The sequence below is a fragment of the Thermodesulfovibrio aggregans genome (assembly GCF_001514535.1).
Lineage (GTDB): Bacteria > Nitrospirota > Thermodesulfovibrionia > Thermodesulfovibrionales > Thermodesulfovibrionaceae > Thermodesulfovibrio > Thermodesulfovibrio aggregans.
The window spans coordinates 33,489-60,309 of record NZ_BCNO01000001.1 but is presented as its reverse complement, the minus strand read 5'-3'; the positions used below and the strand labels follow the sequence as shown (position 1 = coordinate 60,309).

General features: G+C 35.0%; 27 protein-coding genes. 8 read left to right on the top strand and 19 right to left on the bottom strand.

Annotation, left to right across the window (positions count from 1 at the left end; translation table 11 throughout):
* Nucleotides 1–7 precede the first annotated feature (7 nt).
* The 9 genes from murD to mraZ are packed head-to-tail and all read right to left on the bottom strand — an operon-like array spanning nt 8 to nt 9,671.
* Nucleotides 8–1,456, bottom strand: a complete 1,449-nt coding sequence (gene murD / locus TAGGR_RS00300; RefSeq protein WP_059175387.1) for a UDP-N-acetylmuramoyl-L-alanine--D-glutamate ligase — start codon at nt 1,454–1,456, stop codon at nt 8–10.
* Nucleotides 1,428–2,402, bottom strand: coding sequence for a D-alanyl-D-alanine carboxypeptidase family protein (locus TAGGR_RS00295; RefSeq protein ID WP_059175386.1), 975 nt, complete (start codon nt 2,400–2,402; stop codon nt 1,428–1,430). Before TAGGR_RS00295 ends, murD begins: the two co-directional genes overlap by 29 nt.
* A gap of 4 nt (nt 2,403–2,406) precedes the next feature.
* The gene (gene mraY, locus TAGGR_RS00290) at nt 2,407–3,492 is read right to left on the bottom strand and encodes a phospho-N-acetylmuramoyl-pentapeptide-transferase (RefSeq protein ID WP_059175385.1); all 1,086 of its coding nucleotides are present in this window, start codon (nt 3,490–3,492) and stop codon (nt 2,407–2,409) included.
* Nucleotides 3,482–4,831, bottom strand: coding sequence for a UDP-N-acetylmuramoyl-tripeptide--D-alanyl-D-alanine ligase (locus tag TAGGR_RS00285; RefSeq protein WP_059175384.1), 1,350 nt, complete (start codon nt 4,829–4,831; stop codon nt 3,482–3,484). The genes mraY and TAGGR_RS00285 overlap by 11 nt, the downstream gene beginning before the upstream one ends.
* Before the next feature lie 3 nt (nt 4,832–4,834).
* The gene (locus TAGGR_RS00280; protein WP_059175383.1) at nt 4,835–6,304 is read right to left on the bottom strand and encodes a UDP-N-acetylmuramoyl-L-alanyl-D-glutamate--2,6-diaminopimelate ligase; all 1,470 of its coding nucleotides are present in this window, start codon (nt 6,302–6,304) and stop codon (nt 4,835–4,837) included.
* Entirely contained in the window at nt 6,301–8,031 is a 1,731-nt protein-coding gene (locus tag TAGGR_RS00275) for a peptidoglycan D,D-transpeptidase FtsI family protein (RefSeq protein ID WP_153000400.1), read from the bottom strand. Before TAGGR_RS00275 ends, TAGGR_RS00280 begins: the two co-directional genes overlap by 4 nt.
* Complete coding sequence (locus TAGGR_RS00270; RefSeq protein WP_059175381.1) at nt 8,031–8,324, bottom strand: hypothetical protein; 294 nt, start codon at nt 8,322–8,324, stop codon at nt 8,031–8,033. The genes TAGGR_RS00275 and TAGGR_RS00270 overlap by 1 nt, the downstream gene beginning before the upstream one ends.
* Complete coding sequence (gene rsmH / locus TAGGR_RS00265) at nt 8,321–9,214, bottom strand: 16S rRNA (cytosine(1402)-N(4))-methyltransferase RsmH (RefSeq protein ID WP_059175380.1); 894 nt, start codon at nt 9,212–9,214, stop codon at nt 8,321–8,323. Before rsmH ends, TAGGR_RS00270 begins: the two co-directional genes overlap by 4 nt.
* Entirely contained in the window at nt 9,189–9,671 is a 483-nt protein-coding gene (gene mraZ, locus TAGGR_RS00260; RefSeq protein ID WP_161936148.1) for a division/cell wall cluster transcriptional repressor MraZ, read from the bottom strand. Before mraZ ends, rsmH begins: the two co-directional genes overlap by 26 nt.
* A gap of 43 nt (nt 9,672–9,714) precedes the next feature.
* Between mraZ and bioF the strand changes: the two genes are divergently transcribed.
* Nucleotides 9,715–10,890 (top strand): 8-amino-7-oxononanoate synthase, encoded by a 1,176-nt coding sequence (bioF, locus tag TAGGR_RS00255; protein ID WP_059175378.1) that lies wholly within the window; start codon nt 9,715–9,717, stop codon nt 10,888–10,890.
* Here the strand turns inward: bioF and TAGGR_RS00250 are convergent.
* The 5 genes from TAGGR_RS00250 to sdhA are packed head-to-tail and all read right to left on the bottom strand — an operon-like array spanning nt 10,856 to nt 15,198.
* The gene (locus TAGGR_RS00250) at nt 10,856–12,067 is read right to left on the bottom strand and encodes a type II secretion system F family protein (protein WP_059175377.1); all 1,212 of its coding nucleotides are present in this window, start codon (nt 12,065–12,067) and stop codon (nt 10,856–10,858) included. The two genes, bioF and TAGGR_RS00250, sit on opposite strands and share 35 nt — an antisense overlap.
* A 20-nt stretch (nt 12,068–12,087) precedes the next feature.
* Nucleotides 12,088–12,405 carry a succinate dehydrogenase, hydrophobic membrane anchor protein gene (sdhD, locus tag TAGGR_RS00245; protein ID WP_059175376.1) on the bottom strand — a complete coding sequence of 106 codons (318 nt, stop codon included), beginning with the start codon at nt 12,403–12,405 and terminating at the stop codon, nt 12,088–12,090.
* Complete coding sequence (gene sdhC / locus TAGGR_RS00240) at nt 12,405–12,749, bottom strand: succinate dehydrogenase, cytochrome b556 subunit (RefSeq protein ID WP_059175375.1); 345 nt, start codon at nt 12,747–12,749, stop codon at nt 12,405–12,407. The genes sdhD and sdhC overlap by 1 nt, the downstream gene beginning before the upstream one ends.
* Complete coding sequence (locus tag TAGGR_RS00235) at nt 12,746–13,465, bottom strand: succinate dehydrogenase iron-sulfur subunit (RefSeq protein ID WP_059175374.1); 720 nt, start codon at nt 13,463–13,465, stop codon at nt 12,746–12,748. Before TAGGR_RS00235 ends, sdhC begins: the two co-directional genes overlap by 4 nt.
* The gene (sdhA, locus tag TAGGR_RS00230) at nt 13,465–15,198 is read right to left on the bottom strand and encodes a succinate dehydrogenase flavoprotein subunit (RefSeq protein ID WP_082673495.1); all 1,734 of its coding nucleotides are present in this window, start codon (nt 15,196–15,198) and stop codon (nt 13,465–13,467) included. Before sdhA ends, TAGGR_RS00235 begins: the two co-directional genes overlap by 1 nt.
* Before the next feature lie 77 nt (nt 15,199–15,275).
* Between sdhA and TAGGR_RS00225 the strand changes: the two genes are divergently transcribed.
* The 6 genes from TAGGR_RS00225 to TAGGR_RS00200 are packed head-to-tail and all read left to right on the top strand — an operon-like array spanning nt 15,276 to nt 21,293.
* Nucleotides 15,276–16,679, top strand: coding sequence for an NAD-dependent malic enzyme (locus tag TAGGR_RS00225; protein ID WP_059175373.1), 1,404 nt, complete (start codon nt 15,276–15,278; stop codon nt 16,677–16,679).
* A gap of 59 nt (nt 16,680–16,738) precedes the next feature.
* Nucleotides 16,739–17,941 carry an amino acid ABC transporter substrate-binding protein gene (locus TAGGR_RS00220; protein WP_153000399.1) on the top strand — a complete coding sequence of 401 codons (1,203 nt, stop codon included), beginning with the start codon at nt 16,739–16,741 and terminating at the stop codon, nt 17,939–17,941.
* A 56-nt stretch (nt 17,942–17,997) separates the two neighbouring features.
* Complete coding sequence (locus tag TAGGR_RS00215; protein WP_059175372.1) at nt 17,998–18,876, top strand: branched-chain amino acid ABC transporter permease; 879 nt, start codon at nt 17,998–18,000, stop codon at nt 18,874–18,876.
* Nucleotide 18,877: 1 nt separating this feature from the next.
* A complete protein-coding gene (locus tag TAGGR_RS00210) occupies nt 18,878–19,834 on the top strand; it encodes a branched-chain amino acid ABC transporter permease (protein WP_059175371.1) in 957 nt (318 codons plus the stop codon).
* 11 nt (nt 19,835–19,845) lie between these two features.
* On the top strand, nt 19,846–20,589 hold the full coding sequence (locus TAGGR_RS00205) for an ABC transporter ATP-binding protein (protein ID WP_059175370.1): 744 nt from the start codon (nt 19,846–19,848) through the stop codon (nt 20,587–20,589).
* Nucleotides 20,589–21,293: an ABC transporter ATP-binding protein gene (locus TAGGR_RS00200; protein WP_059175369.1), complete on the top strand. Its 705-nt coding sequence runs from the start codon at nt 20,589–20,591 to the stop codon at nt 21,291–21,293. Before TAGGR_RS00205 ends, TAGGR_RS00200 begins: the two co-directional genes overlap by 1 nt.
* Here TAGGR_RS00200 and TAGGR_RS00195 read toward each other — a convergent pair.
* The 5 genes from TAGGR_RS00195 to TAGGR_RS00175 form a co-directional block, all read right to left on the bottom strand.
* Nucleotides 21,278–21,868: a hypothetical protein gene (locus tag TAGGR_RS00195; RefSeq protein ID WP_059175368.1), complete on the bottom strand. Its 591-nt coding sequence runs from the start codon at nt 21,866–21,868 to the stop codon at nt 21,278–21,280. The two genes, TAGGR_RS00200 and TAGGR_RS00195, sit on opposite strands and share 16 nt — an antisense overlap.
* The gene (locus TAGGR_RS00190; protein WP_059175367.1) at nt 21,869–22,723 is read right to left on the bottom strand and encodes a universal stress protein; all 855 of its coding nucleotides are present in this window, start codon (nt 22,721–22,723) and stop codon (nt 21,869–21,871) included.
* A gap of 97 nt (nt 22,724–22,820) precedes the next feature.
* Nucleotides 22,821–23,906: a sulfite exporter TauE/SafE family protein gene (locus TAGGR_RS00185; protein ID WP_059175366.1), complete on the bottom strand. Its 1,086-nt coding sequence runs from the start codon at nt 23,904–23,906 to the stop codon at nt 22,821–22,823.
* Between the two features lie 29 nt (nt 23,907–23,935).
* On the bottom strand, nt 23,936–24,229 hold the full coding sequence (locus TAGGR_RS00180) for a hypothetical protein (protein ID WP_059175365.1): 294 nt from the start codon (nt 24,227–24,229) through the stop codon (nt 23,936–23,938).
* A 1-nt stretch (nt 24,230) separates the two neighbouring features.
* Nucleotides 24,231–24,662, bottom strand: coding sequence for a hypothetical protein (locus TAGGR_RS00175; RefSeq protein WP_059175364.1), 432 nt, complete (start codon nt 24,660–24,662; stop codon nt 24,231–24,233).
* Nucleotides 24,663–24,815: 153 nt separating this feature from the next.
* Between TAGGR_RS00175 and lon the strand changes: the two genes are divergently transcribed.
* A complete protein-coding gene (lon, locus tag TAGGR_RS00170; protein ID WP_059175363.1) occupies nt 24,816–26,819 on the top strand; it encodes an endopeptidase La in 2,004 nt (667 codons plus the stop codon).
* The last annotated feature ends 2 nt before the right edge of the window (nt 26,820–26,821 follow it).

Genomic DNA, 26,821 nt, shown 5'->3' with positions numbered 1-26,821 from the left:
ACTACCTTCATAAAGACTTCACAATCTCTTTAAATACTTCACCTCTATGTTCAAAGTTTTTAAACATATCAAAGCTTGCACATCCAGGAGAAAGAAGTACAATATCATTAGGTTCAGCAATCTCCTTTGCTTTAAGCACAGCAGATCTCATATCCTTTTCAAAATAATAAGGAACAAGATCACCTAAAGCATTAGCTATCTTTTCCTTTGCCTCACCAATAAGCACCAAAGACTTTACTTTTTCCTTTACAATCTCTCTTAATCTTGTAAAATCTCCATCTTTATCTCTACCACCGGCAATTAAAATGACATTTCCAGGAAAACTCTCAAGAGATTTTACTACTGCATCAACATTGGTTCCTTTTGAATCATTCACATAAAGCACTCCATCTATTTCTCTAACATACTCCATCCTGTGTGGAAGTCCTGGGAATTCTTTAACCACCTCTTTAATGCTTTCTCCCTTGCAGCCAGCACAGAGAGCTAAAAGAGATGCTGCCATTATGTTTTCAATGTTGTGAACGCCCTTTATTCTGAAAGTATCTACAGAGAGTACTGTCTTTTCCATCTCTGAAAATACACTCTCTGGAAACTCCTCTCTTGGATTGAATCTAACCTGATTATCTATTAAATAAGCTCCGTAAACCTTTTGATATCTGCTGAAATAGAGAATATGGGGAAGTCTACCTTTTCTTAAATAAACACCTCTTAAATACTCAATTACAGAAACTGTATTTTTATCATCCATATTAAGGATGAGATAGCTATCTTTATCATGATTCTGAAAGATTTTTGCTTTAGCTTCAATGTATTCCCTCATTCCTGAATACCTATCCATATGATCTGGAGTGATGTTAAGGATCGCTGCAAAGTCTGGTTTAAAGCTTTTTATACCTTCAAGCTGAAAACTTGACAGTTCCAGAACAAAGTAGTCAAAATCAACCTCTTTGTTTAAAACTCTAAAAACAGCATCTGCCATTGGATATCCAATATTTCCTGATAAACAAACTTTTTTACCGTCTTTTTTTAAAAATTCATACACCAGCGTAGAGGTTGTAGATTTTCCATTAGACCCTGTAATTCCTATTATCTTCACATCTGGCTTTATTAAATTTAGTATCTGCCAGCTAATCTCTATATCACCTATAACTGGAATTCCTTTATATATCGCTGAAACAATTGATGGAGTGTTTAAAGGAACTCCCGGACTTACTACGACAAAGTCAACGCCCTCAAGAACATCTGGTGGATGTCCACCTCCTGCTACTCTTTTTATAGAACCCCTTATTGAGGCTAAATCATCTAAAATCTCTTCTTCCCTTTTTTTATCGTTTATCACCAATTCTGCTCCCAGATAGGATAGTAGATGAGCTACTGCTAATCCACTTTTTCCAAGACCTACAATTGCTATATTTTTATTTTTTACCTCAGATAGTTCTTTTATTAGCCTTTGCATTTTTTGTCACCTTTTTAGAAGTTTTTTTCAACTTAGTTGTTTTTGCTTTTTTTGTTAATTTTTGCTTACTCTTATAAGAAACAGGAACTACTGACTCTGAAGAAAGCTTTACAACAGGCTCCTGCTTCCCTGTAAGAACATCCTCTGCCTGAGCTATCAGCTGTTGAGTATCCCTCCATAGGTTTTCCCTATTGCTGTCTCCGAGAATTGCTGTATAGATAACTCTTCCATTTACTCTATTGGCACTGACAAAACAATGTTTTGCACTTCTTGTGTATCCTGTTTTACCACCTATCATATTATCCTCTGACCACAACAAATGATTTGTATTCTGAATGAAATGTTCTTTCCCATCCTGGGATCTTACTAAATAAACCCTGGTATTTACAGCTTCCTTTATCAATGGATAAGCAAGTGCATGAGATATTATTTTTGTCAGATCATAAACTGTTGTGTACTGCCCTTTACCTGGTAATCCACTGGCATTAATAAATTTCGTATCTTTTGCTCCAATTTTCTGAACTTTTATATTCATTAATTTAACAAAATCTTGTTCACTTCCTGCTGAAGCTTCTGCCAATGCAACTGCCGCAGAGTTTACGGAACGCATTAAAGCAAGATAGATAAGATCTCTAACGGTATAAACTTCTCCTTCCATTAGTCTTGGTGATACACTTTGGGTTTTAGCTGCTTTTTTTGATATGGTTACTTTTTTTTCAGGATCAAGATGCTCAAGAGCAACCATAGCTGTTACAAGTTTTGTTGTACTTGCTGGAGGAAGTTTTAAGTGAGGGTTTTTACCATAAAGAATTCTTCCTGTTTGTGCATCTACTGCAACCGCACTGGGAGCATTAATCTCATTAGTCTGAGAATAGGAATTAGAAACAAATAAACAAAAGATAAATATAAAAATTATAAATCCTAACTTTTTAGACTTAATTTTCATTGGCTCACCTCAGTTTTAAAGTTAAAAGACTTAAAAGAGCAAGTATAATTCCTATTATCCAGAATCTTACAATAACCTTAGGTTCTGGCCATTTTTTCAATTCAAAATGATGGTGTAGTGGTGCCATACGAAAGATTCTCTTTCCATTGGTCAGTTTAAAATAGCCAACCTGAAGAATAACAGATAGAGCTTCAACGACAAATATACCACCAACCAGAGCAAGAACTATCTCATGTTTTGTTATTACCGCCAGCGTTCCAAGAGCTCCTCCAAGACTTAAAGAACCTACATCACCCATGAAAACTTCAGCAGGATATGAATTATACCATAAAAATCCAAGACAGGCTCCAAGCATTGCACCGCAGAAAACAGATAGTTCTCCTGTACCTGGTATGTAAAGTACATAAAGATACTTGGCAAATACAGCATGACCTGATACATAAAGAAGAACAGCATTTACTATAGCGGCTATCCCGACAAGACCTGCAGCAAGTCCATCCATTCCATCAGTAAGATTAACGGCATTGGAAGTACCGACAATTACAAATATTGCAAAGGGTAGATAAAATAATCCAAGATCTATGAGCCACTGCTTAAAAAATGGAATACTCAAAACAGTTGTATATGGGTCTTTTGGATTTAGATACAGAAAAACAGTTACAGATGAAGCAATTAAAAACTGAGCAAGCAATTTATATCTACCTGGTAAACCTTTGTAGTTTTTCCTCGTAATTTTTAAATAATCATCTAAGAATCCTATCAATCCAAAACCCAGGAAACATATAATCATTATCCACATGTAGTGATTCCTTAAATTCCCCCATAAAAGTACTGAGACAAGAATTGATGCAATTATTATTATTCCACCCATTGTAGGAGTTCCTGCTTTTTTAAGATGTGTTTTTGGACCATCATCTCTAATGTGCTGAGTAAAACTCAAACTTTTAAGCCATCTTATGCATGAAGGAGCAATAATAAATGTGAAAAAGAAAGATGTAAGTATAGCAAGCATTGTACGGAAAGTAATATATTTAAATACATTAAATACTGAAATCTGGTCACTCAAACTGTATAAAATTTCATAAAGCATTGCGTTTCTCCTTCAGTAAAATATCGAGAATAATTTCCATCTTCATTGCTCTTGAGCCTTTTATCAAAATAATCTCATTACCCTTAAGTTGACTACTCAAAAACTCACCTGCTCTCTGGGGATTATCAAAAACCTCTCCATCAACATATCTTAAAGCATTCCTGATAAAACTGCCAACTCCAATGAAAACATCAATTCCCATCTCTTTAATCCATTTACCGACTTCTTCATGAGCTAATTGAGTGAACTCACCAAGTTCAAGCATATCACCAAGTACAGCAATAGCTTTTCGTTCCTTTTTTCTCCTTGCCAGTTCCTGTAAAGCTGCTTTCATAGAAGATGGATTGGCATTGTAAGCATCAAAAAATACTTCAATTCCGTTGATTTTTATTATTTCTCCACGCATCTTTACAGGACTGAAAAGTTCTGCAACATTCTTGATCATACACTTAGAAATACCTAAGAAAGTAGCAACAGCTATTGCTCCTGTTAAGTTATAAACATTGTAAAAACCTGTTAAAGAAGTTTTCACAGTAAAACTTGCAATGTCAGTACAAAAATCAAACTCTAAGTAATCATCATAAAAGTTAATATTTTCAGCTCTATAGTCACAATCACTGTTCAATCCGAATGTGAGAATCTCTCCTTTAAAATCTCTAAGTCCTTCAATAAGAAAACTGTCATCACCATTTGCAAAAACTTTTTTAACAAAGGGAAGTATCTCAAGTTCTCCTTTTCTTACTCCTTCAAGAGAGCCAAATCCTTCAATGTGCTCATATCCAATATTGGTTATTAATGCATAATCGGGATACACAATTTCACAAAGTTCTTTTATGTCTCCATACCTGTTTGTACCCAGCTCAAGAACCATTATTTCAGTGTCACTTTCAATTTTACTTAAACAAAGCGGTACTCCTATGTTATTATTGAAATTTCCCTCTGTCTTGAGAATCTTATATTTTGTCGCCAGAAAACTGGCAATTAATTCCTTTGTTGTTGTTTTTCCATTGCTTCCAATAACTGCAATAACTTTTCCTCTAAATTTTTTCCTTAAGTATCTTGCCAAATCCTGTAATGCTTTAAGTGTATCATCAACCATAACAACTGTTTTATCCTGAAAATTCAAATCTATTTTTTTAGAAATGACCGCACCACGAGCTTTTTGTAATGCTTCATTGAGAAAATCATGACCATCTCTTTTAGAGCCTTTCAAAGCAAAAAATAAATCATTCTCACTTATCGTTCTTGTATCAATTGATGCTGCCTGAAATATCTCTTCTTTCCCTCGGGAAATTAACTTACCTCCTGTAGCTTTTATTAAATCTTCAATCGTAAACATGGCTTATTTCAATCCTTTTAAAGCTTTTATTAAAACTTCTTTATCACTGAAATGATGTCTCTGTCCTTTTATTTCCTGATAGTCTTCATGACCTTTACCCGCTACAACTAAAATATCTCCTCTTTTGCATATTTTAGTTGCAATCCACAGGCTCATCTCTCTGTCAGGTACAACAATATAGTTATCTTTAACAATACCTTCCTCAATATCTTTAATAATCTCTCTTGGTTCTTCCCATCTTGGATTATCTGAAGTAAGAATAACCAGATCACTAAGCTCAGTGGCGATTCTTCCCATCTGAGGTCTTTTACCTCTATCTCTATTACCACCACAGCCAAAAACTGTTATTATTCTACCTGCCTTTGAAAGTTCCTCTTTTAGTTTTCTAACACTCAAAAGCAATCTTTCAAGAGCATCTGGAGTATGAGCATAATCGACAAAAACAAGAAAGTCCTGTCCTTCATCAATACATTCAAATCTTCCCTCTGGAGATTTTGCCTCTTGAATAGCAGAAACAATAGTATCAATGGGTACATTTAAAGCATATGCAACAGAAATAGCAGATGCGATGTTATAAATATTTGGAATGCCTAAAAGAGAAGTTTTTATGCAGATTTCATTCCCTTGAATAGAGAGAGTTATCTCAGTTCCCTTAAAGTTCAACCGGTACCCTTTTACATAAACATCTGCCTGAGGATTTTTCAGAGAATATGAAATTTTTTTATTGTTTACTTCCTGAGCAATTCTTCTTCCGTATTCATCATCTATGTTTATAACAGCTATCCCTTCTTTTTTAAGTAAATCTGTAAAAAGCCTTTTTTTGGCTTGAAAATAATCTTCCATGTTTTTATGAAAGTCAAGATGATCTCTTGAAAGATTTGTAAATACAGCCACATCAAATTCAGTATAGTCAACTCTTTTTAAGGAAAGGGCATGGGAAGAAACTTCTGAAATCACATATTCTACACCTTTTTGAAACATCTCATAGAGAAGTCCATGAAACTCAGGAGCTTCTGGAGTTGTATGAGGTGCTGCTTTTTCTTCATCTTCAATCAAATATTTGATTGTTCCTATAACTCCTGTTTTTTTACCATATTTTCTTAATATCTGCCTGATTAAATAGGAAGTTGTAGTTTTTCCATTTGTTCCTGTTATTCCAATAATTTTAAGTTTTCCACATACTCCATAAAATCTTGAACTGATCCAGGCAAGAGCATCTCTGCTGTCATTTACTCTTATCCATGTAACAGATTCATCATCAGATTTGAAGTCCTCTTTTTCATACACAACCGCAATGCTACCTTTTTTTATTGCTTCTTCAATAAATAAATGACCGTCAGTTTTTTCACCTGATATGGCTACAAAAAGACTTGCTTCTTTTATATCCTTTGAATTATAGCTTATGTGGGTAATTTCCTTGTCTATATTTCCAGTGACATGAAAATCTTCTCTTAAAAGTTCTCTCAATATCATTGTCTTGCTACCGTTAACCTTGTAGTTGTCTGCGTATCAAAGGTAACTACAAGCCCTTTTTGTTTTGCATCATCTCTTGGAACATTAAGATAAGATAATGCCTCATCAGCTATTGCTTTAAATACAGGAGCTGCTACAACACCTCCATAATGTGCACCTTTTGGATCATGAATTACAACTATCATGGCAATTCGTGGATTGTCTGCAGGAATAAAACCTACAAAGGAGCTTACAAATCTGTCTCTTGAGTATCTGCGAGTTTTAGGATCATATTTTTGAGCTGTTCCAGTCTTTCCTGCTACATCGTTACCATCAAGCTTTGCCTGGGTAGCAGTTCCGCCCTCTTGAGTAACTTTTTTGAGAATTTCTCTCATTATTTTAGCTGTTTTATCAGAGATAATTTTTTCTCTATGAATGACACTTTTATATAAAATATTTCCGTCAGGTGAGTGTACTTCAGAAACCACAAATGGTTTGACAAGATAACCTCCATTTGCAATTGCCGAATAGGCTCTAAGAATTTGCAATGCTGTAACCCCTACCTCCTGTCCAATTGGAATAGCTCCTATTGATGTACCAGACCATTTTTGAATGGGTCTTACATAACCAGAGATTTCTCCAGGAAGATCTATACCTGTTTTTTCTCCGAATCCAAATTTTTTTATAAACTGATAAAGTTTTTCCCTTCCAAGCATCATTGCTATCTTTATTGTTCCAACATTCGAAGACTTCTGAATAACTTCTTCAAAAGTAAGAACTCCGTTTCTATGAACATCTTTTATTTTTTTACCCCCTACTTCTATGTATCCCTGAGAACAATCAAACTTTGTATAGGGCTTTACAATACCTTCTTCAAGTGCTGCAGTTGCTGTAACTATCTTAAATGTTGAACCTGGTTCGTACAGGTCTGTTATGGCACGATTTCTTATTATACCAATATTTTTTATGGATTTTAAATTATTTGGATCATAAGTCGGTCTGTTTGCTAGAGCAAGAATCTCTCCTGTAAAGGGATCCATCATTATTACAGTAGCAGAGGAAGCCTGCCATTTTTTGACAGCCTCATCGATATGTTTTTCAACTATGTATTGCAGTCCTTCATCAATTGTTAAAAAGAGATCATTTCCTTTTACATCTCCAACACTTCCATCAGAGAGTTTCTTTCCCTTTGCATCTACTGAAACTGTTTTCAAAGTCCTTTCTGCTCTTAGATATTTATCATACTGCCTTTCCAATCCCTCCATACCCTGTTCATCAACATTCACAAAACCAAGCACATGAGAAGCTAAAAAACCTTTTGGATAAAATCTTGCTCCCTCTGTGATGACACCGACCCCTTCAACTTTCAAAGATTTTATCTTTTCCGACAGGTCAGAATCTATCTTTCTTTTAAGCCATAAAAATCTTATTCTCTTTTCTGCCAGCTTTTCTATCTGCTCTTCATCAACGTTCACATAGTGTTTTAAAAGATTAACTGTCTGAAAGGATTTTAAAGATACAGGATCAACAAATAATGAGTCCTTTTCAAGAGAAATTGCCAATTCCCTGCCCATCCTATCATATATGTTTCCTCTTTTTGGCATAATTTCTTCTTTTTTTATTTGCTGAATTTTTGCTTTTGCAAAATAAGCCTCATGTTCTACAAACATTATTAAACCAAGACGGAAAATGACAATAACAAAGCACATTGAAAGAATTATCTTTATGAAAAGAAGTCTTTTATTCATCATTGGTTCTTTTTAAAGCTTGCTGTCTTTATCAGAATTTCAGGTTTTCCATCGATATATACTACTTTTTTCCTGTCAGGGAGTACCAAAAAACAATCATCGGTCCTGCTAATTTTTGCAAAAGAAGTCAAACTTGCCTTTTGAGCAAGTAAATTTCTATTTTCTCTGAGCAATATCTTTTTTTTCTCTTCAAGATTACTTAATCTATACTCTAAGGCAATTATATTTGACCTCATCCACAAAATTGCAAAAACTGAAAATAACACTAAAATTATTGATACAACATATTTCATAGTTTTTCACCTCCTCTTAGCCTCGCACTTCTTGAGGATGGATTTCTAAAAACTTCTTCAAGAGATGGTAAAATGGGTTTTTTAGTAAAAACTCTAATTATCCCTTCTTTTTCCTTTTCTTTAAAAAAGTTCTTTACAATCCTGTCTTCACCTGAATGATAAGAGATAACACATATTCTTCCACCTTTTTTCAATAACTCAACTGCCTGAGAAAGTCCTGCTTTTAGTTCTTCAATTTCCTTATTTACTTCAATTCTTAATGCCTGAAAAACCTGAGTTGCAGGATGAAGTTTACCATGTCTTGGTACAACCCTCTTTACAAGTTCTGCCAGTTCCTTGCAGGTATCAATTGTTTTTTTGCTTCTCTGTCTTACAATTTCTTTTGTTATTCTTCTTGCAAATGGTTCATCACCGTACTCTCTTAGAATTCTCTCAAGCTCCTTTTCAGGGTATTTGTTGACAACATACCAGGCAGTTAAGGAATCAGTCTGGTCCATTCTCATATCAAGATTATTCTCAGAATAAAAACTGAAACCCCTTGAAAAATCCTTTAGCTGTAACATTGAAACTCCGAGATCAAAAATAATTCCATCAATTCTGTCAATATTTAATTCTTTTAAAACCTCCAACAATTGAGAGAATTTTGCCTTTTTCAAAATTACTCTTGAATCATTGAGCAAATCCTTTGATATCTCAATTGCGGTCTCATCTCTATCAATACCAATTAATCTTCCATTTAAACCAAGCTTTTTAAGTATTTCCATTGAATGACCTGCGCAACCTAAAGTAGCATCAACATAAACTCCATCAGGTGATGGATCAAGAAGTTCAATTACTTCTTTCACCATCACAGGAATGTGTAGTTTATAATCCGTACTTAGCAAGACCATCTTGTATCCTCTTTATATCTACTTTTGATGGATCTGTAACGCTATCCCATGTATCCTTATCCCATATTTCAACTCTATCAATTTGCCCAACAATGACCACCTCTGAATTAATTCCTGCATCCTTTCTGTATTCATAGGGGATTAGTATTCTTCCCTGTTTATCCATTTCACAGGGCGTTGCAGAGGCAATAACTCTTCTTAAAAAATAGATTACCGATTCATCCGACTTTGGAAGTTGTCTTATTTTGTCTTCAAGCTTTATCCACTCCTCAAGAGGATAAAGATGCAATGCCTTATCAAAAGGAGCAGTGGTAAGATAAAGCTTTCCAGATGAGTACTTGTTTGCCAGAACCTCTCTAATAGAGGATGGCAAGATCACTCTTCCTTTTTGATCAAGATTATGGTAATATTTTCCTATGAAAGATATCATGTTCCACTTTTTACCACTTTTTACCACCAATATTATACTAAGATGAAATTTTTGTCAAGAGGTAATTTATATGAGTGAAAAATTTTTTGAATTTTTGGAAGAAAAACTCAGAAGACTTAAAGAACAAAATCTCTATCGTTCTTTAAAAGATGTGAACTCAAGAGATGGGATGGAAATTACAATAAATGGAAAAAAATATATAAATTTCTCATCCAATGACTATCTTGGATTAAGCCAGCATCCATTGGTAAAAGAAGCAGCAATGCAAGCAATTAAAATTTTTGGCTGTGGCGGAGGAGCATCAAGACTTCTTGCTGGAGGTACTGTTCTTAATAAAGAGCTGGAAAAACTTTTAGCTCAACTAAAAGGAACAGAGAGTTCAATTGTTCTCAATTCTGGTTACACAGCTAATACATCATTAATACCAGTATTAGCTGAGGAAGAAGATATAATTTTCAGTGATGAACTTAATCACGCAAGCATTATTGATGGAATAAGACTCAGTAAAGCAAAAAAAATTATTTATAAACATGCCGATATAGATGACCTATCCCAAAAAATAAAAGAAACTTCATGCAAGGGAAAAAAAATAGTAATCACTGACACAGTATTTAGCATGGATGGAGACATCGCTCCACTTAAAGAACTCTATGAAATCTGCAAGTTTGAGGATGCAATTCTTTATATTGATGATGCCCACGGAACTGGTGTTCTTGGACAAGGACAGGGTGCATGGAAACATTTTAATCTTCCTCAAGAAAATTTCGTAGTTCAAATGGGAACTCTTTCAAAATCAGTAGGTTGCTTTGGTGCATTTGTATGCGGAACAAATAGTTTAATAGATTGGTTTATAAATTCAGCAAGAGGATTCATCTTTTCAACTGCTCTGCCACCAAGTGTTATTGCCTCTGCCATTGCTTCAATAAAAATTATTATAGAAGATAAAACTCTTATTGACACACTTTGGCATAATACTGAAAAAGTTATTGAAGCTATAAAAATTTTAGGTCTTAAGACAACAAATACGCAAACTCCTATTATTCCACTTCTTTTTGAAAGTATTGAAGATGCGATGAATGCTTCAAAAATATTTAATAGTTTGGGTATTTATGCACCTGTTATCAGACCACCAACAGTAAAAATTCCAAGAATAAGAATTACTATAAGTGCAGCACATACTCATGAAAACATTGAAAGACTTATAGAGGCTTTTAACCTCCTCTGCCAACAACCTCGCCGAGCTTAAATATAGGCAGATAAAGAGATACTACTATAAATCCAATTGTTACTCCAAGAAATATTATCAATGCTGGCTCAAGCATACTCATTAGATTTGCCACAGCATTGTCAACTTCTTCATCATAAAAATCCGCTACTTTATTGAGCATCTCATCAGTTTTACCTGTTGACTCTCCAACACCTACCATCTGAACAAAAATTGGTGGAAAAATTTCAGGCTTTGTTTTTAAAACTTCTGTAAGAGATTTACCACCGGTTATCTCCTCTTTCATATCTAAAACAATATCCTCTATCACTTTATTACCTGAAGCTCTTGCTGAAATTTCCATACTGTTAAGAATTGGGACACCACTGCCAAGAAGAGTTCCAAGTGTTCTTGAAAATCTTGAAAGAGAAGATTTAAGCAATATAACCCCTAAAAGAGGAATTCTTAATAGAATGTTATCTGTGATTTTTCTACCTTTAGCCGAAGCTCTCAGGAATTTTACAAATATAAAAAATCCAATAATTCCTAAAAATATAAAAATTCCTGAACTTGCCATAAAATTGCTCAAACCAATTGTTATTCTTGTAGGAAGAGGCAGATCAACTCCCATTTCAGAAAACAGTTTGGCAAATGTTGGGATGACAAATATCATTATAACTGCTACAACCAAAACAGCAATACCTATTACTAAACTAGGATAAATCATAGCGCCAATGATTTTTCTTCTCAGTTTTAACATTTTCTCAAAATAATCAGCCATTCTTTGAAGTACCTTATCAAGCATTCCACCTTCTTCACCAGCTCTTACCATATTTACAAAAAGTGAACTGAATACGCGTGGGTGCCTTTTCATAGCATCAGCCAAAGATGAACCTTTTTCTATATCATTTCTCATTTGAATGAGAACTTTTTTAAAAGTTTTATTCTTTATCTGTCCTATCAATGCATCAAAAGCTTGAACAACTGGTACACCTGAAGCAAATAGAGTTGCAAATTGACGGGTAAAAAAGAGAATATCTTTATTTGAAACTTTTCCTAAACTAAGAAATCTTTTTTCTTCTTTCTGTCTTACGTATCTTGGAATTATACCTTTTTTTCTTAATGCTAAAAGAAGTTCTCCTTCATTCTCAGCTTCAGTTTCGCCTGTTATTATAACTCCTTCTTCTGTTCTGCCTTTCCATATAAAGGTTGTAGGCATTTTAGCCCTCTCAAAATTATTTATAATAAAAATACAATCTTAACCCCCCAAAAAGCAAGTGCTACCGGAATAACAAATATCATAATCTTCAAAAACTTCTTTAATGAATCACTCTTTATATACTCTAAAACAAGACCATTCAATCCATAAAAGCCATGATATAGAGCTGAAATTAGAAATACAATATTAAAAATCTTCCATGACGGATCACTCAGTCTTTGCATGACTGCTTCATAAGAGTAGTTGTCATGACCCATAAAATGCATTAGAACAAAGTGATAAAGTAGTCCAACAACAAGAATCACACCGGTTATTCTATGTAAAAGCCAGCTCCACATTAAAACACCTCCTTTAAAAAGTAAATTGCACCAATAAACCATAACACTGCTACAACTGCTGCTCCAGCATAAGCCATCTGCTTTTGATACTTCGTAGATACTCCCATCTCAAGAAGTGTGATTCTTATTCCTGCAAAAACATGTTTTAAAACTATAGCGAAAAGTATTAATTCGCCGATCTTAATGATGGGATTTTTCATCAATGCCATCAATTTATCATATGACACAGGGTCTTTTAAATGGCTTAAAACATAAATATGGGCAATTAAGTAAAGTGCAAGAATGATTCCTGTAACTCTATGAACGAGCCAGGCAATTGAGCCAGTGTTCCAGCGATATCTCATCTTTCACCTCCAGTAAAGCCTTTCTTAACAGCCAGTCGCTTTAATTTTAAAATATGCTTTGTAATATCTATCTCCTTTGGACAGACCTCTACACAGTTAAAAATTGAGTGACATCTCCATACTCCATGTTCACCTGTAATTGCTTCAAGCCTTTGCTCTGTAGCTCTATCACGGGTATCAAAAAGAAATCTGTATGCTTTAAGCAAAGCAGATGGTCCAAGATATTCTTTGTCAGCCCAGAAAACAGGGCATGATGTTGTACAACTTCCACACATTATACATGTAATTGATTCAAGAATTTTATGCTGGTCTTCAGGAGACTGAATTCTTTCTCTTTCAGGTGGAGGCTCATCATTTATTAAATATGGTAGAACCTTATCATTTTTCTCAAAGAATAGGGACATATCAACAACAAGGTCTTTTATAACAGGCAAAGAAGGCAAAGGCTCAATCTCTATAATTTCAGGTAAATCTTTTACAAGAGTTTGACAGGCGAGCCTGTTTTTGCCGTTAATTTTCATTGCACAGGAACCACATACTCCATGAGCACATGATTTTCTGAATGTGAGAGTTCCATCTCTTGTCTCTTTAATTTTAATAAGTCCGTCTAAAACCCTTTCCATGCTATTAAGCTTAATTCTAAACTCGTCCCATCTTGTAGGTGGATTTTCATCGGGTAAATATCTTTTGATTCTAAAAGTGTAATATTTCTCCATCAGTATTTCCTCTCCTCCGGTTTAAATCTTGTTATTTTAACAGGTTTAAATTTGAAAGTGATACCTTTGTCTGTTTGAAAGGCAAAAGTATGCTTGAGCCAGTTTTCATCATCTCTTTTTGGATAGTCTTCCCTGTAGTGAGCACCCCTGCTTTCTGTTCTCTGTAATGCACTGGAAACTATTACTTCTGAAAGAGTAAGCATATGCCCAAGTTCTATAGCTTCAAGAAGTTCTGTATTAAATGTTGTTGATTTATCAGTTATGGATATCTCTTTATAGCGCTCTTTTAAGTTCTTTATTTCTTCAAGAACTTCCTTTAAACCTTCCTCAGTTCTGAATACTGAACATTTATCCATCATAGCTGCCTGTAAATCTTTTCTCACTGAAGCCACTGTTTCTCTACCTTTGCTATTTCTTATCATCTTTATACAATCTGCTATGAGAGATATTCTTTCCTTTTTAACCTTACCCTTTTGCGCAGTTTTAAGAGTGCTTGAAGCAGCTTTACCAGCCCTTCTACCAAATACTACTGTATCAAGCAGAGAATTGCATCCAAGCCTGTTTGCACCATGAACAGAAACACAGGCACACTCACCAGCTGCATAAAGTCCGTAAACAACTGAGCCATCAATATCTCTAAGTACTCTTCCATCTATGTCTGTTGGAATTCCACCCATTGCATAATGAGCAGTTGGAACAACAGGAATTGGAGCTTCCGATGGATCTATGCCCATGTAGATTTTGCAGAAGGTGGTTATCTCTGGAAGTCTTTCTTCAAGAATTTTTCTGTCTATATGTCTAAGGTCAAGATAAACATAGTCTTTTCCATCAATTCCTCTTCCTTCTCTTATCTCAGTGAGAATTGCTCTGGATACCATATCCCTGGGAGCAAGGTCTTTTATGGTTGGGGCATATCTTTCCATAAATCTCTCACCTTTTCCATTAATCAGTATTCCGCCTTCTCCCCTTGCACCTTCAGTAATCAGTATTCCAAGTCCATAAAGTCCTGTTGGATGGAACTGAAAGAACTCCATATCTTCAAGGGGTAGTCCCTGTCTGAAAAGCATGCTTAGACATTCACCGGTGCTTGCATAGGCATTTGATGTGACTTTAAAAATTTTTCCATAACCACCACTTGCTATTATAACTGCCTTTGATTCAAATACATGAATCGAACCATCCTTTATATTTACTGCAATAATCCCCTGAACAGCGTTATTCTCAACAACAATATCAAGAACCTGAAATTCCTGAAAAAATTTCACACCTTTAAGCTGACTCTGCTCATAAAGTGCAAAGAGCACCGCATGTCCTGTCCTGTCAGCAGAATAACAGGCTCTGCGAACAGGTGCTTTACCAAACTCCCTTGTATGTCCACCAAATCTTCTCTGGGCAATTTTTCCTTCTTTGGTACGAGAAAAAGGCACACCCATATGCTCAAGCTCAATGATTGTTGGTATAGCGTCATAGCACATAATTTCAATTGCATCCTGATCTCCAAGAAAATCACTTCCCTTTACAGTGTCATAAGTATGCCATTCAGGACTGTCTTCCTCTTCGTTTCCTAAAGCAGCACCAATGCCTCCCTGTGCTGCTGTTGAATGGGAACGGGTTGGATAAAGCTTACTAAGCACTCCCACTGTTCCATGGTTAATACATTCAATTGCAGCACGACAACCTGCCAATCCTGAACCAATAATAACTGTGTCAAAATAGTGTTTGTTAATCTCCACTTATACTCCTCCCTGTTTTCAAAAATTATTTTATTTTGTATAATTTATAGCACAATGTCAAGCATAGGAGGATAAAAATGGGATATGTACCAAGTCCAAGTTATAGTATAACGGTCCGTGTTGAGATTGAAAATCGTATCGGAATGTTTGCAAAAATTGCCTCAGCCATAAGTGGTGCAGGAGGGGACCTCGGTTCAATTGATATTGTAAAAGTTGAAAAAGGGAAAATCATTAGAGACATAACAGTAAATGCAAGAGATGAAGAGCATGAAAAGAAAATCATAAAAGCACTTAAACACATTGAAGGCGTCAAAATCCTCAGGGTAATGGATAAAACATTTCTTGTGCACGAAGGCGGCAAAATCGGAATATATAATAAAATTATTGTCAAAGGCAGAGAAGACCTATCCCGCGTTTATACTCCCGGAGTTGCAAGAGTTTGCAAGGATATTCATAAAAATCCAGACCATGTGTATCGCTACACAATTAAAGGGAATACTGTTGCAGTTATCACTGATGGGACAGCAGTGCTTGGACTTGGCAACATTGGACCAGATGCTGCAATGCCTGTGATGGAAGGTAAATGTATGCTTTTTAAGGAATTTGGAGGTGTAGATGCTTTTCCAATAGCCATAAGGACAACCGAGGTGGATGAGCTTGTAGATATAATAAAAAAAATATCAACGCCTTTTGGTGGAATAAATCTTGAAGACATTGCAGCACCCCGCTGTTTTGAAGTTGAAAGAAGACTCAGGCAGGAGCTTGATATTCCTGTTATTCATGATGACCAGCATGGAACTGCAATTGTTGTTTTAGCTGCATTGATAAATGTGGGAAGAATCTTTAAAAGGGATATTAGAGATTTTAAAGTTGTTATAGCTGGAGCAGGTGCTGCAGGAACTGCCACAGCCTATATGCTTCTTGACTATGGAATAAAAAACATAATTGTATGTGACAGAGCAGGCACTCTATATGAGGGAAGAACAGAGGACATGGATCCACATAAAGAGGAGCTTGCTAAAAGAACAAATCCAGAAAAAATCAAAGGAAATCTCTCAGATGCATTGCAAGGAGCGGATGTATTTATAGGGCTTTCTGCACCGAATATTTTAAAACCTGAAGACATAGAAAAAATGGCAAAAGACAGAGTAGTATTTGCCCTTGCCAATCCAGACCCTGAAATTGCACCAGAACTTGCCATGCCTCTTGTAAGAATAATGGCAACAGGAAGGTCTGATTATCCTAACCAGATAAACAATGTACTTGCATTTCCTGGATTATTTAAAGGATTACTTGAGGTGCGTGCAAGGGGAGTTGACAAAGAAATCTTCTTTGCAGCAGCCAATGCAATAGCAAACATAATAAAAGACGATGAATTAAACGAAGACTACATAATTCCAAGCATATTTAACAAAAAAGTTGCTCAGGCAGTATCCCATGCAGTTGCAGAAAAAGCTAAAAAACGGCAACTGGCAAGATAGGTGTTGACTTTTTTAAACATTTTTAATATTATCATTAAAAACTTTTAAGGAGGGGCAAGATGAAACGATTAAGTTTTATGATGGGAGTTTTTCTATTGAGTTTTTTTCTCATATCAGTCTCTTTTGCAGCAGATGTAATAAAATTTGGAGCTGCGATTTCACTTACTGGTAAACTTGCCAAGGAAGGAAACCTTGTAAAAAACGGTTATGAACTATGGAAAGAAACTGTAAACAAAAAAGGTGGAATCAAAATCGGCAACAGATACTACAAAGTTGAAATTAAATATTACGATGATGAAAGCGATCCAAACAGGGCAGCAAAGCTTGTAGAAAAACTTATCACTGAAGACGGCATCAAACTTATTCTGGGTCCTTATGGAAGTGAATCCGTATTTTCAACCTCTGCAATTACTGAGAAATACGGAGCCTTAATGGTTCAGGGTGGTGCTGGTGCAGATAAACTCTATACGAGAGGTTTCAAAAATCTTTTTGGAATTTATACTGTAGCAACTGAGTATATGGATGATACTTTAAAAATGTTAAGAAATAAAACTCCAAAGCCAAACACCGTTGCTATCGTTTACTCAAACGATCTTTTTTCAACTCAGGTTGCTCAAGGGGCACGGGCATCTGCACAAAAATACGGATATAAAGTAGTTTATTACAAGGATTATCCAAAAGGCACACAGGACCTCTCCACAGTTATTGTAGAAATTAAAGCAAAAAATCCTGATATTCTCATTGGATGTGGACATTTTCAAGATACTGTTGTAATAGTTAAACAGAGCAAAGACTATAAATTAAATCCTAAAGCCATTGCCTTTTCAGTTGGTCCAACTTTACCGGATTTTGTCACAGCCTTGAAAGGAGACGCTGAGTATATTTTTGGTTCAGCACAGTGGACACCAACTTTAAAATATAAAGATCCTGTTTTTGGCTCAAATGAAAACTTCGTAAAAGCATTTAAGGCAAAATTTGGCGTAGAACCTAACTATCACGCTGCGGGAGGAGCTGCAGCAGCGGTTATATTCCAGAGAGCTATTGAAAAAGCAGGCACTTTTACGGATATAAACAAAATAAGACAGGCACTTGCAAGCTTTAATGAAGAAACGCTTTTTGGAAAAATCAGATTTGACGCAACAGGAAAAGTTGTTGATAAAGGAATGCCTGTTATACAGATACAGAGAGGACAACAGAAAACAGTATATCCTGAAAATGCTGCTGAAGCAAAACCTGTATATCCAAAACCTGCATGGAGATAATTTTGAAAGCCCGGAGTTTATTCCGGGCTTTTTATTAAATTAATACGAGGGAGGATATGATAATATTACAAGTTCTTCTAAATGGTATTCTTCTTGGAGGATTTTATGCTCTTATTGGAGTTGGTTTTTCGCTTGTTTGGGGAGTAACAAACATAATTAATCTTGCTCATGGAGCAATAGCTCTTTTAGGAGCGTATATTACTTTATTTTTGTTTCAGTATTACGGAGTTGACCCTTTTTTAAGCCTTCCATTTAGTTTTATACCCCTTTTTATTTTCGGATATATTTTGCAAAGATATTTACTTAATTTAGTTGTTAAGGCACAGATTTTTATGCTTCTTATCCTAACTTTTGGTATAGAGATATTTCTCGTAAATTTTATGACAACCTTTTTCTCAGCTGACTTCAGGTCTGTTACTCCTGATTATGCTGGAGAAAGCTTAATAATCGGAGATATTGTTATACCTTATATAAGACTTGCTGTATTTGCTATATGTATCTTAATTACACTTCTTCTAAGTCTTTTCCTTAATAAAACATGGACAGGAAAAGCGATTAAAGCAACATCTCTTGATATTGATGCTGCAATGATGGTAGGAATAAATCCGGCAAAAATTTTTGCAATAACCTTCGCAATTGCTTCAGGATTGGCAGGAGTTGCTGGAAGTCTTTTCTCGTTAACACAGGCATTTTCTCCATCTATGGCAGGCTCTTTAACCTTAAGAGCGTTTATTGTAAGCATTCTTGGTGGACTTGGAAGAGTTGAAGGAGCTCTTCTGGGTGGAATTATTCTCGGTATTGTTGAAACATTGAGTTCTTACATAATCGGAGAAAGTTATAAAAATGCCATTACTCTTGCAATAATGGTTTTAGTTTTAGTAATAAAGCCAACAGGAATCCTCGGGAAAAAATACTTTGCGGAGGTCAAGCATTGATATGAAAAAAAGTGTAATTTTATTTTTTATATTTATTGCTATATTAGTAATACTCCCATTTTTAGTGTCAGGATACTGGCTCAGAGTTCTTACTCAAACATTTATGTTTGCAGCAATTGCGACCGGAAGTAACATAATCATAGGATTTACAGGATATCCAGCCTTTGGAAATATAGCCTTTTTTGGGATAGGAGCATATGTAACTGGAGTATTAATGACAAAATATAATTTCTCCTTTTTATTGACGCTTCCTTTGTGTGCATTGTCAGGATTTCTGATTGCTACACTTTTAGGACTACCTCTTTTAAGACTAAAAGGGCATTATTTCGCAATTGCTACAATAGGAGTAATGGAAGCTATAAAAGAAATTGTTGACAACATGACTGAAATAACTGGCGGAGGTATGGGTCTTACTTTGCCTATTATGGAAGGTGAACCTGCCTATATTTACAAGTTTTTTTATTATGCTATTCTTTTGATAATGCTGCTTACCATTGCAGTAGCTTTTTTAATCTTTCGTTCAAAATTTGGATATGCTTTGAGAGCAATAAGAATTGATGAAGACGCAGCAAGTGTAATGGGAATAAATACATCATTGTTTAAAACAATATCCTGGGCTATAAGTGGAGCTCTGGTTGGAATAGCTGGTGGAGCCTACGCTTACTGGTTAACATATATTGACCCTTCTACAGTTTTTGAAACTTCCTATTCAGTAAAAATGTTTGCTATGATTTTGCTTGGAGGTGGAACAACTGTATTGGGTCCCATGATAGGTGCATTTATTCTTGAGCTTGTATCAGAATTCGTATGGAGCAAATTTATAGAAATTCATGGAATGATACTTGGAATGTTGATTATATTAATCGTAATCTTTATTCCTAAGGGGCTATTTGAAACATTTAAAGGCGGATTTTCTTTTAGAAAAATTATTATTAATCTGAGAGAAAATAAACTTTGAGGTGCTGAGATATGATAATGCTTGAAACAAAAAATCTCGCAAAAAAATATGGAGGACTTGAGGTTTTAAATAATGTAAATCTCAAAGTATACAAAGGAGAAATTCTTGGCTTAATAGGTCCCAATGGTGCAGGGAAAACAACTTTAATGAATCTTATATGCCGCCTAACTGACATAACACGGGGTGAAATTTATTACAAAGGAGAGTTAATAAATAACAAAAAACCATATGAAATCTCAAAAATGGGAATAGCAAGAACATTTCAAGTTGTCAAGCCCTTTAAAGGTCTTACAGTTTTGGAAAATGTTATGGTTGGAGCATTTTATGGCAGAAAAAATGCTAAAAACAGGGCAGAAGCAAAAGATATAGCAATGGATGCATTAAAAATAGTTGGGCTTTTAAATGAAAAGGACAGAGAACCGAGCATCTTACCAATTGCTCAGCGTAAAAAACTTGAACTTGCAAGAGCATTAGCAATGGATCCTGAACTTTTAATTCTTGATGAAGTTATGGCAGGACTCAATCCGAAAGAGCTTGATGACATAATGAAAGAGATTTTGCTTTTAAAAGAAAGGGGAATAACAATAATAGCCATTGAACATGTTATGAAAGTAATAATGGGGATATCAGATAGAGTTGTTGTTCTCCACTTGGGGGAGCTTATATGTGAAGGGAAACCTCATGAAGTTTGTAATCATCCTCAAGTAATTGAGGCTTATTTAGGAAGTAAATTCGCACAAAGAGGGGTGGCATAATGAAATTTTTTGAAGTAAGAAATCTCAACACTGGCTACGGTGATTTGCAGATATTGAGAAATGTTTCCCTTGAAATCAATAAAGGAGAAATAGTTGCTCTTCTTGGCTCTAATGGTGCAGGGAAAAGCACCTTAATGAGAGCAATTGTAGGACGACTAAGAATATGGAGTGGAGAAATCATTTTTAATGAGCAAAACATTACCAACCTTTCACCAGATAAGATTGTAAAATTGGGAATAAGTCTTTGTCCAGAAAGAAGAAGAATATTTTCAGGCATGACCGTGAAAGAAAATCTGGAAATAGGAGCATATCAAAGAAGAAATGGATTAAAAGAAAGAATGGAAAAAGTTTTCTCTATTTTACCAAGACTTTATGAAAGAAAAAATCATCTTGGAGGAGACCTTTCAGGTGGAGAACAGCAAATGCTTGCAATAGGAAGAGCTCTTATGAATGAGCCTGAACTTCTTTTAATAGATGAATTTACATTAGGACTTGCTCCGACAATAGTAGAAATACTCGTTGATGTAGTAAAAAAGATTAACGAATCTGGAGTTAGTATTTTATTAGTAGAACAGGATGTTCATATGGCATTAGAGATAAGTAACAGAGCATATGTTATGGAAGTTGGAGAAATAACAATATCGGGGAATTCAAAAGAACTTCTTGAAAATCCACAAATAAAGGAATCTTATCTGGGTATGTAAGTATTTAAGATTTTAAAAGGAATCCAGTGAAAGCCTGATATAAGATGCGTTTCAGCAGAGGGATATAATTTTTTTAAATCACTTAACGCTCTGAAGGGTAAAATCTTATCCATACTTCCATGTATAAAAATCGGCTTATTCTTTAAAGAACTGATAGAATTAAAGTCAGAATTAAGTAAAAATCTTAAACCCTCAATGAGTGCCTGCTTATCAATACTTTCAGGAATATAGGGATTTAAGCCTGCATTGATATGGAATTGTTTTATAACTTCCTCTGGTTCAAGCTCCATTTTATTAATCATTTTTTTAATTATTCTTGGATTTACATAGTCGGTAAATTTCCTAAATCCTGCCACAACGATTATCTCATCAAATCGTGATGTAAAAAAATTAAAATTCTTAAGTATAATATGCCCGCCTGTTGACCAGCCAATAAGCGTTTTCCCTGATTTGTTCTTAAAAAAATCTAAAATCCCTGCTTCATCTAAATCAATGAATGGAACTATAAAATGCCACTCCTCTGGCACATCCAGTGCTTCTCTAAAACCTGCCCAACCTGATATGAAATATTTCATTTATGATTTAACGACCAGGACAGGCACCTTTGAAAGGCCAATTACTCTCTGGCAGGTGCTTCCCATAAGAAGCCTTTTAAGCCCAGTTCTTCCGTGAGAACCAACAACAATAATATCAGCCTGAATCTGATCTGCTTTCTCAAGAATCTTTTTGTAAGGCTCTCCTTCTTCTATAAAAATTCTGGGAGATATATTTTCACCATGAAATTTAAGCTCAAGCTCTTTTAAGTATTTTTTTGTTTTATTCACCTGTTCATCATAAAGTTCAGGCTTAACTGCAAAAACTGCCAGAGGGACTTCTACTGCAGAAATCAGGTTTATCTCTGATTGAAAATCTCTTGCAATATCTATTGCTTTACTGCAAACTTTTTCACCATACTTTGACACATCAACAGCTACAAGGCATTTATTCCATTTGATCGTTGAATTCTTTGGAACAACTAAAACATCTGTATTACTATAACCAATTACTCTCTCTGTCACACTTCCCATCAAAACCTGCTGAAGAGCGCTTATCCCTTTTTTACCCATAACTATTAAGTCTGATGAGATTTCCTCGCTTACATCAATAATTTTTTCAAAGGGTTCTCCTTCTTCATAAAGAGTTTTCACGAGAACTTGATGTTTCTCAGCTATATCTTTAGCTTTTGAAAGCGTTTCCTTATATGGTTTACTTATTTCTTCAATAGAAACTCCGATGCCTACAAGACTTAAATCTCCATGATAGGATGGAGCAACAGTCAAAGCAAATACTGTAATATCTCTTTCTTTTGCAAATCTAACAGCCTCTTCAAAAGTATGAAAACTCTCATCTGATCCGTCAATACATGCTAATATTCTTTTATAAATAGCCATCTATGCCTCCTACGAATAATTTTAAAAAACTATAATAAAAAATTTCTCAAAAAAGCAGGGTAGAAATTTTATCCACCCTGCGAATTAAGTTTAAATTTTATTTAACAGTAACTGAAGAGGTTGCGATAATCTTCTGTAGTTTTCTTTCTGCACTTAAACCTTTAAATAGAGCTACACATATAATTAATGCTCCAGTTAAAAGAGCTATCAGCATTATAGCAAAGCTTACAGTTTTAAGTATAGTTACTGTAGCGTCTGATAAAGGAGTTATTACGCCCAGTTGACCGAGATAAACTGGAATCATTAAGCCTCTGCTGACAAGCACTATCAACATTATAACACCCATTACAATTTTTATCATATAATCCTTTACATAAGTTGTTCCAATTGCTCCAAGCTGAACACCAAAAAGAGAACCTGCCAGAATTATCATCGCAAGTCTTATATCAACAAATTCGCTCATTGCATATTTAAATGTACCGCCCATTCCCATTACAAATGCAATGACAAGTTCAGTTGCAGATGACATTATTGCGGGAGCACCGAGAATATACATCATTGAAGGAACACCTAAAAATCCTCCAACAGCTATTGTAGCAGCAAGCATGCCTGTTGCGAAACCAAGCGGGATTGTAAATAAAACTGAAACTTTTGTTCCAAGACTCTTGAAGTACACCATTGTTCCTGGAATATTAACCGATTGAACCCATTTTGCAATCTTTGTAATTTCTTCATTTTTATTTTCTCTTTCATTATCTTTTGTTTTCATAGCATCCAGCAAGACATATGTTCCCACGATACCAAGAACTATAACAAATGCCACGCTTACATAAAGATTTGAGCCTACATCACCAAAACTCTTTTTAATATACTCTTGAATATGAGCACCCAATAAAACTCCTGCCTCAGCTGAAACTCCCATAACAAGTCCGAGTTTAACATCAACCTGACCGAATTTAGCTCTTTTAATAGCTCCTACAAGTGCCTTAGGAAACTTATGGCACATATTTGATGCAACTGCCACAAGCCCTGGAACTCCCATACTCATCATTCCTGGTGTAAGGACAAATGCCCCACCAGAACCTATGAATCCACTTACAAGTCCTCCTACAAGTCCAACAAAGAACAAGTACATAACATTCATCCAGTTTAAATCAACAAAATTTGATGTAAGTTCTATCATTTTTGTCCTCCTTATTATATTTTTTTATGTTATGCACGCAACTGAGTTCTTACTTCTTTTCTCTCAACAGGTCTGTCATATGTTGTCAATTCAGTTGTCTTTTTCTTTGCTTCAATACCGAGAGTCTGCCAGAAGTAGTTTGTAAAGTTACCATGGGCAAATGAAAAAACAAATGCAGTCAGTACAGGGAACAAAGCATAAAGTCCTCCTCTTGCGCACAGAGTCTTAACAATTGGTTCATTAATAAAAAGTCCAGCATACAATGTTGCTGTAACCACTCCAAAGAATAAAAGCTTAACCAATGTTTTTTTCTTTCTTGCCATTTCATCCTCCTACTAAATTTTTATTTTGTTGAACAAATACTAAAGGAATATTTCCGGATTTAATTTCTTTATATAATCTTTCATCAGCAATGACTATCAAATCAGCTTTATCAAGGTATTTTCTTACACTAACTTCCGATAAATTTCTAAACTCTGAAATTTCATAGTCAACATCTGCTTCAGCCAATTCTTTTATTTGTTTTTTTAATCCATCATGTTTTAAAAAAATTCGTAATATACCATTAACTCTTTTTGTTAAATTCAAAGAATACTTTATTGCGTATATATCTTCTTCTGAACCTGAAAGAACTACTACAACAACTATTTTCTTTCTTATAATCTGCTTAGCAGTTCCAAAATCGCCTGCTTCAGCAAAAGTTATTGCAGACATGTAGTCATCAAATTTGGTTATAAAATCTCTCATCCTTTTCATAAATTTCCTCCTACTTAATTTTTAAAATCAATTAATATGCCATTAAATTAAAAGTGGAAAATCCTTTGAATTTATTGGAATTTTTTAATTAGTTAAAAAATTTTATGTTGCAAATTGCATCGTCATATTTGTAAAATGCAATAAAGGAGAAAAATGAAATTTTTCAGAAGAAATAATCAGATTGACGAAACTCAAATAACTATAATTGAGGAATTGAGAAAAAAAATTTCTCAATCTGGAATGCCTCCTCATGTACAGGAGATTGCCTTAAAAGAGCTTGACCTCTTTTCAAAAATGAATCCTTCTTCTGCAGAGTATACCATTACACTGACATACATTGAATATCTTGTGAGTTTGCCATGGAATAAAAAAACTTCTGATAACCTTAACCTTGAAAGAGCTGAAAGGATTTTAAATGAAAGACATTATGGACTTTATGAGGTAAAAAATAGAATTCTTGAACATCTTGCTGTGAAAATCCTCTCATCAAATAAAAATCCAAGAATACTGATAGTTGACGATGAAGAAATAACAAGGAAAAACCTTGAGCATGTTTTAAAGAAAGAAAATTATGATGTGGTTACAGCTAAAAATGGAGTTGAGGCTCTAAGACTTCTTGATGAACAAAAATTTGAGATAGTTCTCACTGATATAAAAATGGAAGGAGTAGACGGTTTTGCAATACTTGAAAAAGTAAAAGCAAAATATTCAAATACAAAAGTTATAATGATAACAGCTTATGCAGCCGTTGATAGCGCTGTTGAAGCGATAAAAAGAGGAGCATTTCATTACATTGCCAAACCTTTCAAAATAGAAGAGGTAAAACTATCAATAAAACAAGCGGTAGAAGACAGACTCTCAACTATTTCAACAAAGGGCTCCATACTATGTTTTGCAGGTCCTCCTGGCACAGGAAAAACATCCATTGGCAAATCAATTGCAGATGCTCTGGGAAGAAAATTTGCGAGAATCTCACTCGGTGGAATAAAAGATGAGGCAGAAATAAGAGGACACAGAAGAACCTATGCAGGTGCAAAACCTGGCAGAATCATAGAAGAAATTCGTAGAACAGGAGTTGCCAATCCTGTGCTGATGCTTGATGAAATTGACAAAATCTGTCAGGACTTTAAAGGAGACCCTGCTTCAGCTCTTCTTGAAGCTCTTGACCCCGAGCAGAACTATGCATTTATTGATCATTATCTTGATGTTCCCTTTGATCTTTCTGGAGTTATGTTTATAGTAACTGCAAATATACCTGATAATATTCAACATGCTTTACTTGATAGAATGGAAATCATAGAATTTTCAGGATACACAGAAGAAGAGAAGAAAAATATAGCATTGAAACATTTAATTCCTAAACAAATAGCTGAACAGGGACTCACAGAGTTTCCTCCTGAGTTTACTGACGAGGCTATTTTAAAAATTATTCAGGAGTACACAAGAGAAGCAGGAATAAGAAATCTTGAAAGAATGATTGCAACAATATGCAGAAAAATCGCTACCGAGGTTGTTAAAGGAAATAAAGCCAGAAATTCAGTAAAAATAACACCTGAAGTGGTAGAATTCTATCTCGGACCAAGAAGATTCTATTTTGAAGTAGCTGATGCAAAAAACAGAGTCGGGGTTGTGACTGGACTTGTATGGACAGAAACAGGCGGTGACATAATATTTGTTGAAGCAGCTAAAATGAAAGGCAAAGGAGAACTAATTCTCACAGGTTCACTTGGTAACATAATGAAAGAGTCCGCACAGGCAGCATTAAGCTATGTAAAAAGCAATTCTTCCATGTTCGGCATTTCTGAGGATACTTTTGAAAATTATGATATACACATACATGTTCCCCAGGGAGCCATACCAAAAGACGGACCATCAGCTGGTGCAACAATAGCGATGGCTTTGATTTCTCTTTTTACAAACAGACTTGCAAGAAGAGACGTAGCTATCACAGGAGAACTTACCCTTAGCGGTAGAATACTTCCTGTAGGAGGCATTAAAGAAAAGATTCTTGCTGCGAAAAGAGCAGGAGTAAAAACAGTTATAATCCCTCACAGAAACAGAGTTGATATAGATAGCCTGCCAGAAAATTTTAAAAATGGGGTAGAAATTATATTTATGGAAAAAATTGGAGATATTGTTGATAAAATCTTGATTTGAAG

Bases quoted from the DNA above. Each gene is read 5' to 3' on its own strand.
- murD (WP_059175387.1), bottom strand. From the start codon at position 1,456: ATGCAAAGGCTAATAAAAGAACTATCTGAGGTAAAAAATAAAAATATA.
- TAGGR_RS00295 (WP_059175386.1), bottom strand. From the start codon at position 2,402: ATGAAAATTAAGTCTAAAAAGTTAGGATTTATAATTTTTATATTTATC.
- mraY (WP_059175385.1), bottom strand. From the start codon at position 3,492: ATGCTTTATGAAATTTTATACAGTTTGAGTGACCAGATTTCAGTATTT.
- TAGGR_RS00285 (WP_059175384.1), bottom strand. From the start codon at position 4,831: ATGTTTACGATTGAAGATTTAATAAAAGCTACAGGAGGTAAGTTAATT.
- TAGGR_RS00280 (WP_059175383.1), bottom strand. From the start codon at position 6,304: ATGATATTGAGAGAACTTTTAAGAGAAGATTTTCATGTCACTGGAAAT.
- TAGGR_RS00275 (WP_153000400.1), bottom strand. From the start codon at position 8,031: ATGAATAAAAGACTTCTTTTCATAAAGATAATTCTTTCAATGTGCTTT.
- TAGGR_RS00270 (WP_059175381.1), bottom strand. From the start codon at position 8,324: ATGAAATATGTTGTATCAATAATTTTAGTGTTATTTTCAGTTTTTGCA.
- rsmH (WP_059175380.1), bottom strand. From the start codon at position 9,214: ATGGTCTTGCTAAGTACGGATTATAAACTACACATTCCTGTGATGGTG.
- bioF (WP_059175378.1), top strand. From the start codon at position 9,715: ATGAGTGAAAAATTTTTTGAATTTTTGGAAGAAAAACTCAGAAGACTT.
- TAGGR_RS00250 (WP_059175377.1), bottom strand. From the start codon at position 12,067: ATGCCTACAACCTTTATATGGAAAGGCAGAACAGAAGAAGGAGTTATA.
- sdhD (WP_059175376.1), bottom strand. From the start codon at position 12,405: ATGTGGAGCTGGCTTTTACATAGAATAACCGGTGTGATTCTTGTTGTT.
- sdhC (WP_059175375.1), bottom strand. From the start codon at position 12,749: ATGAGATATCGCTGGAACACTGGCTCAATTGCCTGGCTCGTTCATAGA.
- TAGGR_RS00235 (WP_059175374.1), bottom strand. From the start codon at position 13,465: ATGGAGAAATATTACACTTTTAGAATCAAAAGATATTTACCCGATGAA.
- TAGGR_RS00225 (WP_059175373.1), top strand. From the start codon at position 15,276: ATGGGATATGTACCAAGTCCAAGTTATAGTATAACGGTCCGTGTTGAG.
- TAGGR_RS00220 (WP_153000399.1), top strand. From the start codon at position 16,739: ATGAAACGATTAAGTTTTATGATGGGAGTTTTTCTATTGAGTTTTTTT.
- TAGGR_RS00215 (WP_059175372.1), top strand. From the start codon at position 17,998: ATGATAATATTACAAGTTCTTCTAAATGGTATTCTTCTTGGAGGATTT.
- TAGGR_RS00210 (WP_059175371.1), top strand. From the start codon at position 18,878: ATGAAAAAAAGTGTAATTTTATTTTTTATATTTATTGCTATATTAGTA.
- TAGGR_RS00205 (WP_059175370.1), top strand. From the start codon at position 19,846: ATGATAATGCTTGAAACAAAAAATCTCGCAAAAAAATATGGAGGACTT.
- TAGGR_RS00200 (WP_059175369.1), top strand. From the start codon at position 20,589: ATGAAATTTTTTGAAGTAAGAAATCTCAACACTGGCTACGGTGATTTG.
- TAGGR_RS00195 (WP_059175368.1), bottom strand. From the start codon at position 21,868: ATGAAATATTTCATATCAGGTTGGGCAGGTTTTAGAGAAGCACTGGAT.
- TAGGR_RS00190 (WP_059175367.1), bottom strand. From the start codon at position 22,723: ATGGCTATTTATAAAAGAATATTAGCATGTATTGACGGATCAGATGAG.
- TAGGR_RS00185 (WP_059175366.1), bottom strand. From the start codon at position 23,906: ATGATAGAACTTACATCAAATTTTGTTGATTTAAACTGGATGAATGTT.
- TAGGR_RS00180 (WP_059175365.1), bottom strand. From the start codon at position 24,229: ATGGCAAGAAAGAAAAAAACATTGGTTAAGCTTTTATTCTTTGGAGTG.
- TAGGR_RS00175 (WP_059175364.1), bottom strand. From the start codon at position 24,662: ATGAAAAGGATGAGAGATTTTATAACCAAATTTGATGACTACATGTCT.
- lon (WP_059175363.1), top strand. From the start codon at position 24,816: ATGAAATTTTTCAGAAGAAATAATCAGATTGACGAAACTCAAATAACT.